General features: G+C 30.9%; 13 protein-coding genes, 1 tRNA gene and 2 pseudogenes. 8 read left to right on the top strand and 8 right to left on the bottom strand.

Annotated elements, in window-relative coordinates:
- Positions 1-73: 73 nt before the first annotated feature.
- Positions 74-712 (top strand): annotated as a pseudogene (locus tag CD56_RS08590) (PDC sensor domain-containing protein); the annotation flags it as partial.
- Positions 713-1,780: 1,068 nt separating this feature from the next.
- Positions 1,781-2,161, top strand: a pseudogene (locus tag CD56_RS08585) (methyl-accepting chemotaxis protein); the annotation flags it as partial.
- Between the two features lie 23 nt (positions 2,162-2,184).
- Here CD56_RS08585 and CD56_RS07610 read toward each other — a convergent pair.
- Positions 2,185-3,168, bottom strand: coding sequence for an argininosuccinate synthase (locus CD56_RS07610; protein ID WP_047208687.1), 984 nt, complete (start codon positions 3,166-3,168; stop codon positions 2,185-2,187).
- Positions 3,169-3,233: 65 nt separating this feature from the next.
- On the bottom strand, positions 3,234-5,018 hold the full coding sequence (gene dnaG / locus CD56_RS07605; protein ID WP_047208686.1) for a DNA primase: 1,785 nt from the start codon (positions 5,016-5,018) through the stop codon (positions 3,234-3,236).
- 74 nt (positions 5,019-5,092) lie between these two features.
- On the opposite strand from dnaG, the gene CD56_RS07600 reads away from it, so the two are divergent.
- The 6 genes from CD56_RS07600 to CD56_RS07575 are packed head-to-tail and all read left to right on the top strand — an operon-like array spanning position 5,093 to position 9,998.
- Entirely contained in the window at positions 5,093-6,055 is a 963-nt protein-coding gene (locus CD56_RS07600; protein ID WP_047208685.1) for a tetratricopeptide repeat protein, read from the top strand.
- A complete protein-coding gene (gene rnhA, locus CD56_RS07595; protein ID WP_039619410.1) occupies positions 6,052-6,492 on the top strand; it encodes a ribonuclease HI in 441 nt (146 codons plus the stop codon). The genes CD56_RS07600 and rnhA overlap by 4 nt, the downstream gene beginning before the upstream one ends.
- Complete coding sequence (gene rnc, locus CD56_RS07590) at positions 6,485-7,153, top strand: ribonuclease III (RefSeq protein ID WP_039619409.1); 669 nt, start codon at positions 6,485-6,487, stop codon at positions 7,151-7,153. Before rnhA ends, rnc begins: the two co-directional genes overlap by 8 nt.
- A complete protein-coding gene (gene aroC, locus CD56_RS07585; RefSeq protein WP_047208684.1) occupies positions 7,150-8,238 on the top strand; it encodes a chorismate synthase in 1,089 nt (362 codons plus the stop codon). The genes rnc and aroC overlap by 4 nt, the downstream gene beginning before the upstream one ends.
- Before the next feature lie 54 nt (positions 8,239-8,292).
- On the top strand, positions 8,293-9,336 hold the full coding sequence (locus CD56_RS07580; protein WP_039619407.1) for a Cj0069 family protein: 1,044 nt from the start codon (positions 8,293-8,295) through the stop codon (positions 9,334-9,336).
- Between the two features lie 35 nt (positions 9,337-9,371).
- Positions 9,372-9,998 carry a trimeric intracellular cation channel family protein gene (locus CD56_RS07575; protein WP_047208683.1) on the top strand — a complete coding sequence of 209 codons (627 nt, stop codon included), beginning with the start codon at positions 9,372-9,374 and terminating at the stop codon, positions 9,996-9,998.
- Positions 9,999-10,188: 190 nt separating this feature from the next.
- Here CD56_RS07575 and CD56_RS07570 read toward each other — a convergent pair.
- The 6 genes from CD56_RS07570 to CD56_RS07545 form a co-directional block, all read right to left on the bottom strand.
- A tRNA-Glu gene (locus CD56_RS07570) sits at positions 10,189-10,263 on the bottom strand.
- A 54-nt stretch (positions 10,264-10,317) separates the two neighbouring features.
- The gene (gene nhaA, locus CD56_RS07565; RefSeq protein ID WP_039629139.1) at positions 10,318-11,472 is read right to left on the bottom strand and encodes a Na+/H+ antiporter NhaA; all 1,155 of its coding nucleotides are present in this window, start codon (positions 11,470-11,472) and stop codon (positions 10,318-10,320) included.
- Positions 11,469-12,629, bottom strand: a complete 1,161-nt coding sequence (gene nhaA, locus CD56_RS07560; protein ID WP_047208682.1) for a Na+/H+ antiporter NhaA — start codon at positions 12,627-12,629, stop codon at positions 11,469-11,471. The genes nhaA (CD56_RS07565) and nhaA (CD56_RS07560) overlap by 4 nt, the downstream gene beginning before the upstream one ends.
- 82 nt (positions 12,630-12,711) lie before the next feature.
- Positions 12,712-13,683 carry a Fe-S cluster assembly scaffold protein IscU gene (locus CD56_RS07555; protein WP_039619400.1) on the bottom strand — a complete coding sequence of 324 codons (972 nt, stop codon included), beginning with the start codon at positions 13,681-13,683 and terminating at the stop codon, positions 12,712-12,714.
- Positions 13,684-13,693: 10 nt separating this feature from the next.
- Positions 13,694-14,872, bottom strand: a complete 1,179-nt coding sequence (locus tag CD56_RS07550) for a NifS family cysteine desulfurase (RefSeq protein ID WP_047208681.1) — start codon at positions 14,870-14,872, stop codon at positions 13,694-13,696.
- 127 nt (positions 14,873-14,999) lie between these two features.
- Entirely contained in the window at positions 15,000-16,145 is a 1,146-nt protein-coding gene (locus CD56_RS07545) for a hypothetical protein (protein ID WP_047208680.1), read from the bottom strand.
- Positions 16,146-16,184 lie beyond the last annotated feature (39 nt).

Here is a 16,184-nt window from a genome sequence, read left to right as displayed (position 1 = left end):
ATATTTTTTTATTTTAGTTTAATAATAAGTTTTTATAATTGCAAAAAATATTTTATTATGTTTAAGGAGTATTATGATGTGGAAGCAATTAAAACTTAGTACAAAAGTTATTGCTATTGTTGTTGTAACAGTTGTTTTGATTTTAGCTAGTTTGTCTTTGTTGATTGTGCAAAAATCTACAAATACTTTAACTCAGCAGATTGATAAAACACTTGTCACTTCTGTTTTTCGGTATACAAATTCTGCTGAAGCTGCTATAAAATCATTTTTTATTTCTGCTATTGGTACACAAAAAATATTCAATACTTTACTTGAAGAAGGTCCTATATCAGAAAAAAGAATAGAAAACATTCTTGGTGAAACTATAGACGCTAGCTCTACTATTGCTTATGGGTATTATTATTTAAAAGATGGATCAACTTACAAAAATATGGGGTTGGATAATAAATACTTTACAAGTAAGAATGAATTTATGGTATTAATGAAAGACTCAGATGTATTGAAACCTGGAGGCATGAGAACTTTACAAGCAAGTAGTGATATAGTTCAGTTAAGAGGTATCGGGCATATTATGGGTGGTGATAAAATGTATTTTGGAGAGCCTAGATGGTTTAATATTAACGGAGAAAAAATCTTTGGCTCAAACATAGCTGTGCCTTTGATGGATAAAAAAGGAAAAGTGTTAGGTGTGCTTGGTATGATATTTGACATGAAAGTGTTAGCTAATGATTTTAATGATCCTTCTAGATCTGTTTTTGAAGGAGATAGAAGAATATTATTATCTAATGGTGGAGTTATAGCTACACACCCAAATGAAGATTTTGTTACAAGAAAAATAACCGATGTAAATAAAAATGCTACTAATGTTATTGAAGTAACCCAAAAAGCACAAGTTAAAAGTATTGATTATATTGCAGATGATGGCTCGAAATATCATGGTGCAATAAGGGTTTTTGAAGTATGGCCTAACACTGGAATTTTATGGTCTATGCTTGCTGTTGCACCGCAAAAGGTTATTATTGCGCCTATTGCTGAATTAAGAAATGTTATACTAATAAGCGGCTTGGTTGCTATAGTTATTATAATATTAGTTCTTGGAATTAGTATGAAAACTATAATAACAAATAGAATTGCAAGATTGCAAGAGCATATGATGAAATTCTTTAAATATTTAAATCATGAAATTTCAACAGTTGAAGTTGTTAAACCTAGATATAATGATGAAATTGGTAAAATGGCTGGTGTGATTAATGATAATGTTCAGTATATTCATACTTGTTTAGAAAAAGATGATATCACTGTACAAAACATCTTAGAAGTTTCTTGTGAAATAGAAAAAGGATATTTTACTCAAAGGATAGAAGCAAATCCTGTAAATCCAAAACTTGTAGAGTTAAAAGAAGTATTAAATAAAATGCTTGATGATATGCAAATGAAAATAGGTAAAGATTTAAATGAAATAGAAAGAGTTTTTGCTAGTTTTCAAAATCTTGATTTCTCAGATAAACTTGACAATGCAGAAGGAGAGATAGAAAAATCACTTAATGCAGTAGGTGCAGAGATTAGAAAAATGCTTCAAGCTTCATTAAGTCAAGGAGAAATGCTTCAAACTAAAGCTGATGCTTTAAAAGAAAGTGTATTAAAACTTAATGATGGTGCGCAAAAACAAGCTGATTCTTTACAAGAAAGCGCTGCTGCGGTTGAGGAAATGAGTGCTTCTATGAATGCAGTAGCAGCAAGAACTGAAGAGGTTATTAAACAAAGTAGCGATATCAAAGATGTAACTGATGTTATTAGAGATATTGCTGATCAAATTAACTTGCTTGCATTAAATGCTGCTATTGAAGCAGCTCGTGCAGGAGAACACGGACGTGGCTTTGCCGTTGTTGCAGATGAAGTTAGAAATCTAGCTGAAAGAACTCAAAAGTCTTTAGGTGAGATTGAAGCTAATACTAATATCTTAGTTCAATCTATTAATGAAATGGGTGAGAGTATTAAAGAGCAAGCTTTAGGAATTTCACAAATTAATCAATCTGTCTCAGTAATAGATGGTTTAACTAAAGAAAATTCACAAATTGCGCACGCAACAAATTCTGTAGCAAATGAAGTTGATTCTATGTCAGCTGATATTGTAGCAGAGGTTAGAAGAAAGAAATTCTAAAAAACTACCCTTTAAAGGGTAGTTTAATTTATAAAATATTCTTGAATTTTATTTTTATCTTCAAAAGCCATACTTTGGAAAATTTTATCTTTAAAGCCTATTTTGTATTTTGTATTATTTTGAGTTTTAGCATAAGTTAGTGCTATGCTTAGAGCAAGTTCAAGATCTTGTGGATTGATGTTTTCATCCACCAAAGAATAAGCACCTACTAAATCAAAAAGTTTTAATTCTTCATACTTTTGAGTTTTTAATTCTTTTAAAAATTGATTTTCTAACTCATTTCTACCTACTATCATTTTAGAGCCATTTGGAAGTCTTAAGTGGCGTCCGTATTTTAAAAGTTGCGCATCATTAACTTGCATATTTTTATCAAATTTAATAAAATCTTTGATTTTATTTGAAAAACTCTCAAGTGTAAGCAAACATCCACCACCTGGACTTTCAAAATCTTCAAAACCAAATTTGGCAGCTAGTTCAAGTTGTCTTTTTCTGCTTCTTCCACTTATGTTTTCTAACTTTTCTCTATCAACCCAACCCTCACGCTCAGGTTTGGTTAGAGGTAAATTTTTAGCACACATTGGACGCAAGATTAAATCTTCTTCATCAAGTGCTAGTTTTTTAACCTTTGCCATAGCATCATTTCTTTGGCTCATTGGGCGTTGGCCAACCACTTCTCCTGTGATGATAAAGCTTGCGTTTTCATCTTTTAACATAGAAAGAGCAGTTTTAAACATAAAAGCATGACAATCTATACAAGGGTTAAAATGTTTTCCATATCCATATTGAGGATTAAATAAAACTTCTTGCAAATAAGCATTTCTTACATCTATCATCTCAAAACTAGCTCCTGCCATAGCAGCACGTTTTGCCATGAGTTCGCTTTTATCACTTGTGCTACCAAAGCCTATATTGATATTTAAAGCTTTTACTTCTATGCCTTGAGAGCTTATGAGTTTTATAGCAAGCATAGAATCAAGGCCACCACTAAAAAGTGCTAATGCTTTCATTTTTTCCTTTCGAAATTTTTGGCATATTGTAGTGAATATTTTTTAATTTTTGTGCAAGTTTTTATTTAAAAAACTTCTTCTTCGAAGTTATAATGAATTGCTTTTTTATCTTTGATATTTTTTTGTAGTCTATTTAAAAATAATTCCAAACTTTCTTCATCATCTAAAAAATGTACGCTTTTTAAAACTTCTATCAAGTGATTAAAAAAAACTTCATCGTTTTGATAGCTTTTTTTGATTTTTTCTAAATTTTGATTGAGCAAATTATAAATTTGTTTTTTAAAGGCTTGTTTTAAATTTAAACTTTTTAATTTATTAAAATATGCAAGGTTGATCTTGCAAATAGCATATAAAAATTCTTCTAAATTGCTTAAGTTTTTGATATTTTCAAATTCATAAAGCTCTCTTATGCTAGGATTTTCAAAGTTTTTTTGTTCTAAAATAGCTTTAGTGATATCTTGGTGTAAAAAATATTCTTTTGCGCTTAAAAGTTTAAAAAGCCCTATAATTTCATTATTTTCATATAAAAATTTCAAAAGCTCTAATTCGCTTATATTATTGATTTTACTTTGTTTGATGGGATTAGTGAAGCTTATTTTTCTTGTATTTTTAGAAAGTTTAATATCATTAATATTTACACCCAAAAGATTTGCTACTAAGGTAGTGTAAGAATTTGCTACTAAAGGCTCAAGATTAAAAGTGTATTTTTGTACCTCTTCTAAAGCCTTTTGTTTACTAAGTGCTGAGCTTAAATCACAACTTGCAATCAAACTTCTTATATAAAATTCTCCAAGCTCTATGCCTTTTTCTAAAATATTAAAAAGTAATTTTTCTTGATGGCTTGCTACGAGTTCAGCTGGATCTTTTCCACCTTCTATTAAGACTACTTTTCCATCAATTTTTGCTAAACTAAGCAAATGTGCTGAACGCACAGCAGCATTAAGTCCTGCATTATCATTGTCAAAACACAAAATCGCTCTTGCCTCTAATCTTTTTATCAAAGGTATGTGATTTTCACCCAAAGCTGTTCCTAAAACCGCTACAGCATTTTTAAATCCTGCTTTATGAAAGGCTATAGCGTCCATATAGCCCTCGCAAATTATCATTTCTTTTTGTTTATAAATGGTATCTTTTGCTAAATTGAGTGCGTAAAAAACGCGTGATTTATCAAAAAGTTTGCTTTGGGGAGAATTAACGTATTTTGCCATATTGTTTTCATCTAAAGTTCTACCACCAAAGCCTATGAGTAAATTTTTATGATCATAAATGCTAAAAGTAATGCGGTTGATAAAACTTGCATAAGCGCCATTTTCATTTTGTTTTATCGCACCTACCTCTAAAGCTTCTTCTTGAGTAATTTGCTCATTTTGTAAAAGTCTTAGTGTTTCATTAGAACTTGGCGCAAAGCCTAATTCAAAGGTTCTAATATCCTCATCATTTAAGCCTCTTTTATAAAGATAAGCTAAGGCTTCTTTGTTTTTAGCTAGGTTTTGTTTGTAAAAAGCATTAAGAGTAGGCAAGATATGAATGATGGATTTTTTATTATCTTGTTTTTGTGAGGTGTAAGTAAGTGAAAAATTACTCCATGAAGCAACTTTTTCTACTGCTTCAACAAAGTTTAATTTCTCATAATCCATTACAAATTTAAAAACATTACCCCCGGCCTTGCATGCAAAACAATGATAAAATCCTTTAATAGAATTAATATGCATACTAGGATTTTTATCATCATGAAAAGGACAAACGCAAACATAGCTTGAGCCTTGTTTTTTTACTTCAACATAATGAGCTATGATATCAACAATATCTGTTTTTTGTAAAAGTTGTTCTATACTTGCTTGTTCTATCATCTTTAAACCTTAAAGAAAATTATATAAGCATTTAGCTATAATTGTTATAAATTTGAAAATTAAGTTGCAAGGTTATGGATTTTTTCTTTGTAGAATACCGCGATCCTTTATTTGGTCTTATTGTTTTAACTGCTTTGGTTTTTATCATAGCTAGTTCGCATTATATATGGCGTATTTTTGCAAATAAAGATCAAAAAAGCAAACTTGATCGTTTTGTAAAAAAATTTGAAATCAATTCTACACATCAACAAATTTTAAAAAATGCTAATTTAAGCATAGAAAATTTAAATTTCTTAGCTCAAATTTTTACCAAAAGTGGTGAATTTGAAAAAGCTGTGGGGATTTATCTCATAGCTTTGCAAAAAGCAAATGAAGCAAGCCAAAAAGAATTTATCTTTTTTTCACTAGCACAAGTTTATTTAAAAGCAGGGTTTTTAGAGCGTAGCGTAGAGGCTTTATTAAATGCTTTAAAAATCAAAGCACGCAATAAAGAAAGCTTAAAACTTTTAAAAATTGTTTATTTAAAACTCAAAGATTATGATAAGGTTTTGGATGTTTTAGAGTGTTTGTTTGAGCTAGGAGAAAATATATATGCAGAAAAAGCTTTGATAAAAGCTTTGAAAATTCAAGCAAGTTCTAAAGAGCAAGAGCAAAAACTAAAAAAAATTTTAGCTTTAAGCAAGGATAATGAGTATATTTTAAGACTTTGTTTTTTACATTATAAAGATAAACTTACTCAAATGCCTCAATTTGAAAATGTCATTGACTTGCTTAATGAATGCAAAAGTCCGCTTAATCTTGAAGATGAAAAATACCATGAGTTTTTTTATGCAAAAAATTTAAGCACAAAAGCTATTCTTATCAAAAATCATAAACTAAAAATTTTAAAAATTTTAAATGATAATAAGCTAAGTGCAAATCTTAGCTTTACTTATGTGTGTAATAATTGTAAAAATCAAAGTCCTTTGTTTTTTTATCATTGTCCATTTTGTTATGAATTTGGAAAATGTGAGATTTATTATGAGGTAAAAGCTTGAAAAATATTGAAATTTATACTGATGGTTCTTGTTTAAACAACCCTGGTTTTGGAGGGTGGGCTTATGTTTTAACTTATAAAAATCATCAAAAAGAACAAAGTGGGGCGTGTGAGAATACAACAAATAACCGCATGGAGTTAATGGCTATTATAGAGGCTTTAAAAGCTTTAAAAGAACCATGTGAGGTAAAATTATATACAGATTCAAATTTAATGGTACAAAGTATTAATGAATGGCTTGAAGGTTGGGTAAAAAAAGATTTTAAGGGTAAAAAAAATATTGATCTTTGGAAAGAGTATTTAAAAGTAGCTAAAGATCATAAAATAACTGCTTTTTGGATCAAAGCACACAATGGCCATGAATTAAATGAGCGTTGCGATGAATTAGCAAGAAATGCAGCCTTAAAGCTCCAAGAAGAAAGGTCAATAAATGCTTAAAAAACTCCAAGAAAGACTAAATTATCATTTTAAAAATGAGCAATTACTCATCGAAGCTTTGACACATAAAAGCTACAAAAAGCCTTATAATAATGAAAGATTAGAGTTTTTGGGTGATGCTGTAATGGATTTAGTAGTAGGGGAGTTTTTGTTTTTTAAATTTCAAAAAGACTCAGAAGGAAACCTTTCTAAACTTAGAGCAGCTTTGGTGAATGAAAAATCTTTTGCAACTTTAGCACAAAAACTTGATCTTGGAGCATGTATTTTTATGTCTATTGCAGAAGAAAATAACGATGGACGCAATAAGCCTTCCATACTTTCTGATGCTTTTGAGGCACTAATGGGAGCTTTGTATTTAGAAATAGGTTTTGAAAAAACTAAAAATATAGCATTAAATTTACTTAACGAAGTTTATCCGCATATTGACACGCAAAGTTTATTTAAAGACTATAAAACAAGACTTCAAGAAATCACGCAGGCAAATATGGCAGGCACACCTGAGTATATTGTAGTAAAGGCTTTTGGACCTGATCATAAAAAGCAATTTGAAATTGCAGTGAAAATTCAAGGCATAGAAGTAGCAAGATCTACAGCAGGTAGTAAAAAAGAAGCCCAGCAACAATGTGCTAAAATCGCACTTGAAAAATTAGGAAAACTATGAATAGTTTTGGAGCAAGATTTAAATTTACAAGCTTTGGCGAATCTCATGGTCAAGCTATAGGTTGTGTGATAGATGGTATGCCAGCAGGAGTAAAGTTTGACTTTGATTTTTTGCAAGAAATGTTAGATAAAAGAAAACCAGGTCAAAATAAATTTAGCACCCCTAGAAAAGAAGAAGATAAAGCTCAAGTTTTAAGTGGGGTTTTTGAGGGTTATACAACAGGAACTCCTATAAGTGTTTTGGTGTATAATGAAAATACACGCTCAAAAGATTATGAAAAAGATGTATTTCGTCCTGCGCATGCTGATTTTACTTATTATCACAAATATGGCATTAGAGATTATAGAGGCGGTGGAAGAGCTAGTGCTAGAGAAAGTGTAGCAAGAGTAGCAGCAGGAGCTGTGGCACAAATGCTTTTAAAAGAATTTGACATAGAGATAATGAGCGGAGTTTTTGGGGTAGGAAGTATTGATAGCAAACTTAGTAATGATGAGTTTGATTTTGATTATGCTAAAAATAGTGAAGTTTATGCTTTAGATAAAAATTTAGAGCAAAGTTTTAAAGATGAGATTTTAAAAGCTAAAAAGGCAAAAAACAGCATAGGTGCTAGAGTTTTTACTAGAGTGAAAAACCCTATAAAAGGCTTAGGCGAGCCTTTGTATGATAAGCTTGATTCTAAACTTGCTCATGCAATTATGGGAGTCAATGCGGTTAAAGCTATAGAAATAGGAAGTGGCATTCAAAGTAGCTATATGTATGGAAGTCAAAATAATGATGAGCTAAAAGATGGAGTGTTTTTAAGCAATCATAGCGGTGGGATCTTAGGTGGAATTTCTAATGGGGATTTTATTGATATAAAAACATATTTTAAACCAACGCCCTCTATATTTTTACCCCAACAAACGCAAAATATTCAAGGAGAAAATATTATACATGAGTTACAAGGCAGGCATGATCCTTGTGTGGGTATAAGGGGTAGTGTTGTGGTAAATGCTATGGTGGCAATTTGCATGGCTGATGCTTTGCTTTTAAATGCAAGTTCAAATTTGCAAAATTTACAACGAGTTTATGTAAAAAATAAATAAAAATTTAATACTTATTTAGATATGATGATAAAATATCTTTAAAAAGGGAGAAATATGAAAAAAAATATTGTGTTTTTTGAAGTTAGAGGTGGTAGTGATAAAGGTGAGGATGGTCATAGAAAAGATACTATGCCTATGGTAAATGCCTTAAAAGAACAAGGTTGGAATGCTGAGGTTATCTTTTTTGAAGTAGAGAAAAAAGATGAAATTTATGAATATGTAAAAAACAATGCTGATGCTTATGTTTCTAGAATCAACCCAGGAAATTTAAAAGAAGAAAATGAGTATTTTGATATGCTTAGAAAACTTTGCGCAAATGGTGTTATAGGTATGCCTCATCCTGATGCGATGATAGGATATGGCGCTAAAGATGCGCTTACTAAGCTTAATAAAACAGCTTTAGTACCTGAAGATACTTATGCGTATTATGATATCAAAACTTTTAAAGAAAGTTTTCCAAAAACTTTAGCAAAGGGTGAGAGGGTTTTAAAACAAAATCGTGGCTCAACAGGTGAGGGAATTTGGCGTGTAAGATTGATAGATGAGTTACCAGCAGGAGCTGTGAGCGTGCCATTAAATGCAAAAATCAAATGCACAGAAGCAAAAGATAATCACACAGAAGAAAGAGAACTTGGTGAGTTTATGGACTTTTGTGAGCAATACATTATAGGTGATAATGGTATGCTTGTAGATATGACTTTCTTACCGCGTATTAAAGAAGGTGAAATTAGAATTTTAATGCTTTATCATACTCCAATTTATGTAGTACATAAAAAGCCTGCAGAAGGTGCTGATGCATTCTCTGCTACACTTTTTTCAGGTGCAAAATATAGATATGATGAGCCAAAAGATTGGCAAGGATTGGTTGATTGGTTTTTAGCAACCTTACCTGAAATTCGTTCAAAACTTGGAAATTATGATATTCCTTTGATTTGGACTGCTGATTTTATTTTAGATACAGATGAAAATGGTAAAGATAAATATGTCTTAGGTGAGATTAACTGCTCTTGCGTAGGATTTACCTCTCCTGCTGAATTTGTTGAGCCTATTGCTAAAAAAGTAGCTCAAAATATCATTGATATCGTAAGTAAAAATTAACCCTTGTTTTAACAAGGGTTTTTTAAAAACTCATTATGCTTTTAACTATACTTTATATTATCGGAATTACTGTTGATGCAATGACAGGAGCTATTGCTGCAGGAAGGCATAAAATGGATCTTTTTGGAGTGATATTTATAGCTTTGGTAACGGCTATTGGCGGAGGTTCGATTAGAGATATTTTACTTGATCATCATCCGCTAACTTGGATTAAAACTCCTGAGTATGTGATTTTAATTTGTGTTGCAGCTATGATTACAACAAAAATTGCTAAATATGTTATAAGGCTTGAAAAACTTTTTTTGATTTTAGATGCTATAGGTTTGGTTGTTTTTAGTGTTTTAGGTGCACAAATTGCAATACAAATGGGGTATGGTTTTATAGTGGCTGTGAGTTCAGCTGTGATTACTGGTGTATTTGGTGGGATATTAAGAGATATATTGTGTGCTAGGATACCACTTGTATTTCAAAAAGAAATTTATGCGGGTGTTGCTATATTAACAGGGGCTTTGTATTATATATTGTATATTTTAGGCGTAGATGAGTTGTGGGTAATTCTTGCTTCATTGATTGTAGGAACCATAGCAAGACTTTTAGCGATATATTATGGTTTAAGTTTACCTATATTTTCTTTTAAGGATGGAGAGAATAGAGAAAGTTAAATTTATCTTTTAGATTTTAAAATGCAAGTTTTGTTATTTATAATGTTTTTGTAAAATCCCTGCGAGCTTTGCTAGTAAGCAATGTTTATTTATATTTTATTTTAGAATATTTATTTGATATATTAAATCTATATTAATCTTAAATATTTAAACCATTGTTTATGTTATTTTTATTTAGGAGTTAAAAGAGTGGTGACCCATACGAGACTCGAACTCGTGTTACCGCCGTGAAAGGGCGATGTCCTAACCGCTAGACGAATGGGCCAAAAATTAAATTAAGAAATGAAATTATACCTTATTTAATTTAAAAAAAGCTTAATTATTTTACAAAACGTAGATAAAAATAGCCAAAAACACCAGAAGCTAAGGAAGCTAGTAAAATAGCAAAATTATCCACAAAATTAAATATATCGCTTACCTCGTAAGCAAGAGCGTCTATAAAAAAGCTCATGGTAAAACCTATACCTGTGAGTATGCAAACTCCATAGAGTTGTTTAAAATTAGCATCTTTTGGCAGTTTTGCAAGTTTAAGTTTGATTGCCATATAAGCAAAGCCAAATACACCTAGTTGTTTTCCAACAAATAAGCCCAAGAAAATTCCTACACTTACACCACTAAATAACATATGTGCTTCAATTTTTGAAAGATCAACCCCTGCGTTCGCAAAAGCAAAAAGTGGTAGTATTATAAAAGCTATCCAAAATTTTAAACCATGCTCAATTTCTTCTAATAGGCCATGGTTGTTTTTTGTATTTACAGGTATAAATAAAGCCGTAATGATACCTGCTAAAGTTGCATGTACTCCACTTTTTAACACACTAAGCCAAAGTAATGCGCCGAGTATATAATAAAATGATTTTCTTTCATTACCCAAACGATTAAGTAAAAATAAACCTACAATACAGCAAAAGGCAACAAAAAAAGCTAAAGTGGAAAGCTCTCCTGTGTAAAAAATAGCAATGATTAAAATAGCTCCTACATCATCAAAAATCGCTAAAGATACTAAGAATATTTTTAAAGAACTTGGTATACGTTGTTTTAGCATTGCAAGTATAACTAGAGCAAATGCAGTATCAGTTGCAGTAGGTATAGCCCAGCCTTTTAAAACATAAGCATCGTTAAAATTGATAGCACAAAATATTAAAGCAGGTACAACTATACCACCTATAGCAGCCATTAAGGGTAGGGTAATATTGCTAAGAGTTTTAAATTCCCCTTGAACAAATTCTTTTTTTAATTCAAGTCCTATGGCGAAGAAAAAGATTGCAATAAGACCATCGTTAATCCACAATAAAGAAGGCTTAAAAAGTTCCCAAGTGCCTACCTTTACACCCATTTCTACACTTAAAAAGTCCATATAGTGTTGCCCATAAGGACTATTTTTAAGTAGCAAGGCAAAGATTGTTGCTAATAAAAGCAACAATCCTCCTAAAATTTCAAGCGATAAAAAGTTTTGGAATTGTTTTAGTTTCATTTTTTAAAGCTATAAATAAGTTTTAAATAAACATATCCAACTATGGCACTTAATAACGAAGCTACTAAAATAGCTAATTTATCAGAATATGCAAAAATATCACTATTTTGATAAGCTAAGCCATCTATAAAAAAGCTCATAGTAAAACCTATACCTGTGAGTATACAAACCCCGTAAAGTTGTTTGAAATTAACATTTTGTGGAAGTTTTGCTAGTCCTAGTTTTATACTAATATATGAAAATAAAAATACCCCAATTTGTTTTCCTAAAAATAATCCTAAAATAATACCTAAGCTAACCGAAGAAAACATAAAACTTGGATCCATATCTTTTAAATCAACTCCCGCATTCGCAAAAGCAAAAATAGGCAAGATAAAATAACTCACCCAAGGCGCTAAGTCATGTTCTATTTCTTTTAAAAAAGACTCACCACTTTTTGTTTGAAGTGGTATAAATAAAGCAGTAATCACGCCTGCTAAAGTTGCATGCACCCCACTTTTTAACATACTTATCCAAAATACTATAGCTATGATGATATAAAAAGATTTTTTGGTAGCGTGGAAATGATTTAGCAAATAAAGTGCTAAAATACACACCAAAGCAGCAATCATAGCAAAAACTGAAAGTTCACTTGTATAAAATAAAGCAATTACAATAATTGCGCCCAAATCATCAAAAATAGCCAAAGAAAGTAAGAATAATTTTAAAGAAGTAGGTACTTTTTTACCTAAAAGCATTAAAATTCCAACTGCAAAGGCCACATCAGTAGCAGTTGGTATAGCCCAACCTTGTAAAGCAAAAGGATCTTTATAATTAAAAAATGCAAAAATTAAAGCAGGTACTATCATACCACCAAGTGCAGCAAATACAGGTAAAGACATGGCTTTTATGCTGTTGAGCTGACCTCTTGTTATTTCATATTTTAATTCAAGTCCTATGGCGAAGAAAAAAATTGCAATAAGACCATCATTAATCCACAAAAGTAAAGGTTTAAAAATTTCTAAACTTCCTGCTTGAAATCCAAAAGGAATATTTAAAAAATTGGTATATTGATCCGTTAAAGAACTATTTTGTAAAATGAGTGCAAGTACGGTAAAAAATATAAGCAAAACACCGGGAAAAGTTTCGCTTTTAACAAAGGTTTGAAGTCTTTGCATAAATAGCCTTTTTAATTTTTTATTAATATGTTATTTTAACATAAAAAGGCTTTAAATTTAAAAGTTTAAGCAGAAAAACTGCTTAAACAGGTATAACGCGTATATTTGGGCTAAGTTCTTCTTGCAAAATATTTTCTATAGCATATAAGGTTGCACCGCTCCCGCTTGAACAGCCACTACATGCTCCAAGATAGCGTATGTAAATATCTATGTTTTTATTATCACTTTTTTGAATATCAATTACTTCCAAATCTCCACCATCACCGTGTAACATAGGACGCACATCGCTATCTAAAACAGCCTCTACTGCTTTTAGTTGTTTAACCATGGTCATATCATCAAAAGCAATATCGGCTTTGCTTTGATCTTTTAGCTTTTCTCTTTCCATTTCAGCCCTAGTTTCAGCTAAAATATCTACAAGGTAATAATCTTTTTTCTCATGTCCTCCAGGCTTAACACAAGATTTACAAAAAGCACCTGCTTTGGTAAATTGCGTGATTTCTTCTACTGTATGTAAATCATTTAGTTTGATTACTTCTTTGATGGTTCCAAGGCTTACCCTAGCACACTCACAAACTATAATTTGATCTTCAAAATCTTCAGGATTAACACCTTTATAATGCGCTGCAGCTTGTTTGATAACATCATAAGCCATAACCGAACAGTGCATTTTTTGCGGTGGAACTGCAGGAGTTTCAGGGTTATCTCTCATAGCAAATTCAACATCTAAATTTGTAATTTTTACAGCCTCATCTACGGTTTTACCTATACAAAGATCAACCATAGTATCACTACTTGCTATTGCTGTACCACAGCCAAAGCTTTTAAATTTAGCATCAATGATTTTATCAGTTTTTTCATCTACTAACCAATAAAGCCTAACCGCATCACCACAGCTTTCAGCTCCAAAATCTGCAACAATAAGTTTTGCATTTGCTTTTTGTGCATCTTCTTGTGTGAATTCGCCCATATGTTGAGGGTTATTCATTCTATCTTGTACTTTTTGAGAATACTCATCCCAAATTGATCCGCCAATTAAATTATTCTTTGCCATTTTTTATCCTTTAAATATTTTCAGGCTTATATGCATAAGTACTTGAGATTGCTCTAAGTCTTTGCGTTGCTTTTTTTATTTGCTCTGCTGCATAATCAATTTCATCTTCTGTGTTAAATCTTGATAAAGAAAGTCTTAGGGCAGTATGAGCTAAATCATTTTCAGCACCAATTGCTTCCATGATAGGATTACTCTCAAGTGCTTCGCTAGCACAGGCTGAACCAGTGCTTGCTGCTATACCATTTTTGTTTAAATCCCAAAGCATAGCCTCGCCTTCTACGCCTTTAATGCTTGCTAAGATGGTATTAGGAACCCTTCTTGATCTATCTCCAACTACACTTGTATCAGGCATAGCTAAAATTAAATCTTCTAATTTGTCTCTTAATCTTCTAATGTGTGAGTTTTCAAAATCAAGCATAGTATTTGCAATTCTTAAAGCTTCTGCCATTGCTATAATATATGGTACATTTAAAGTTCCGCTTCTTCTACCACCCATATGCTCACCACCATGTAAAAGTGGAGTTAATTCTATATCTTTTTTAATATAAAGTCCACCTACGCCTTTTGGACCATGGAATTTATGTGCAGAAAATGAAGCAAAATCAACTCCAGCTTTTGCAAAATTAACCTTGATTTTCCCAACAGCTTGAGTTGCATCAGTATGAAATAATGCTCCATATTCATGAGCAATCTGAGCCATTTCTTCTATAGGAAAAATCATACCAGTTTCATTATTTGCCCACATAATGCTTACTAGGGCAGTTTTATCTGAAATAGCTTCTTTTAAATCTTTTACACTAGAAACACCCTCATGATCAACGCCAAGTTCTATGACTTTTACTCCTAAAGATTTTAAAAACATAGCACTAGCTGCTACTGCAGGATGTTCTACACTAGAAATAATTACTTCATTTCTATCGCTATTTAAAATTCTATCAAAATACACACCTTTTAATACCCAATTAATACTTTCTGTAGCACAGGAAGTGATAATGATATCATCTAAATCGCTTGCTCCAAGTCCTGTATAAAGTTTATCCATAGCTTCTTTTAAAGCAGGATGGGTTGCACTACCCCATTGATGAAGGCTGTTTGGATTGCCATAATGTTCTTTTAAAAAAGGTTTCATAAGCTCGTAAGCTTCTGGTGCAAGTTGTGTTGTTGCATTGTTATCTAAATATACTCTCAAATTATACTCCTTTAATTAGGATAATTTTTATCTTTTTTGTTAATATACACTAAAATATTAAATTTAATATTAAATCAAGTAAGTTTTTAACTTGTGCAAAAATTTTTGTTATTATTTTAGCACAAGTTTAAGCCATAGCATTTAAATAAGAGTGTAAAATTTTATTAATACTTGCTTGTCTTTTGCGATTTTCTAAAAATTGAGTATCTAAAAGTTCTTTTTGGGTGTTTATTTTTTCAAGATCGATATTAGAATCATTTTGATTGAACTCTTTTTTTAAAGCTTCAAAATCTTTACTAATTTGCTCGCTATAAAGACTATAAATAGAACTTGAATTGGCAAATTCTTGCATGTTGATACTGTGTTGATAGTTGATGTATTGTTGAAAGAAAACTGAAAGCTTATCTTCTGAAGTGTTGTTTTTATCTACCCCATTAATATGTAAGTACAAATCAAAACTCATTTTCTCTTTATTGCTTTCACTTAGATAATCTTGTATACTCATTTGACCTCTCATGAGTTTTTGAAAATTTACATTAGAAGATATATCTAACTCAATAGGAGATAAAAAGAAATTAGCCTTTTGATGATTTTGTTCTTTTAAATCATGATAAATATAATTAAGCAATAATCCACTTTTAGAAACTGCGCCTTGACGGTTTAAATAAGGTTTGATAATAGGATTGCTAGCTGTGTTTTCAATGCTTGCATTGAATGCAAAATCTCCTATTTTATTATCAAGCATTAAGGTGTTTAAATTTTTATTTGTTTCTTTTGCATTTTGTAAACTTTTAGCATTTTCATAAACTTTTAAAATTTTTCCTTCATAAGTATAGCTATAACCTTGATTTAACTCAGAAATTTGTGTTTTACTTAAAAAATCATTGTCATTGTTTTGAAACTGTGGATTTATAGTTTTTAGTGTATTGTGATAAGTGTTTAAAAGTCTTGGCAAGTCTATTTTGTTATAGTTTAAATTCTCATCAAGCTTTATAAGTTGTTTTGAAATTTCTCTTATACTTTTTATATTAATATCATAATCAAGAGGTAAAGCAGCTGTTTTATTAAGATCTTTTTCAAAAAAACCTTGCTCATTGATTCTAAAACCAAATTCACTTGCATAAGTTACTTTATAATCTAAATTAGAACCTTTTATATCAAGTAAATCACTTTTAATATTGGTATTTTCTTTTTTTTCTTCTGCGTGTCCAGTTTTTGCAAAAGGATAATTTGCAAAATTCTGATACGGATTAACATTAGAATTTACAAACATAACTCTTCTCTTCAAAAATATTGCTTAGCTTTAAAAAAG

Source organism: Campylobacter lari (assembly GCF_001017575.1).
In the GTDB taxonomy this organism is placed as follows: Bacteria; Campylobacterota; Campylobacteria; order Campylobacterales; family Campylobacteraceae; genus Campylobacter_D; species Campylobacter_D lari_C.
Note: the sequence above shows the minus strand (reverse complement) of the source record. Positions and strands in the feature narration are given on the sequence as shown.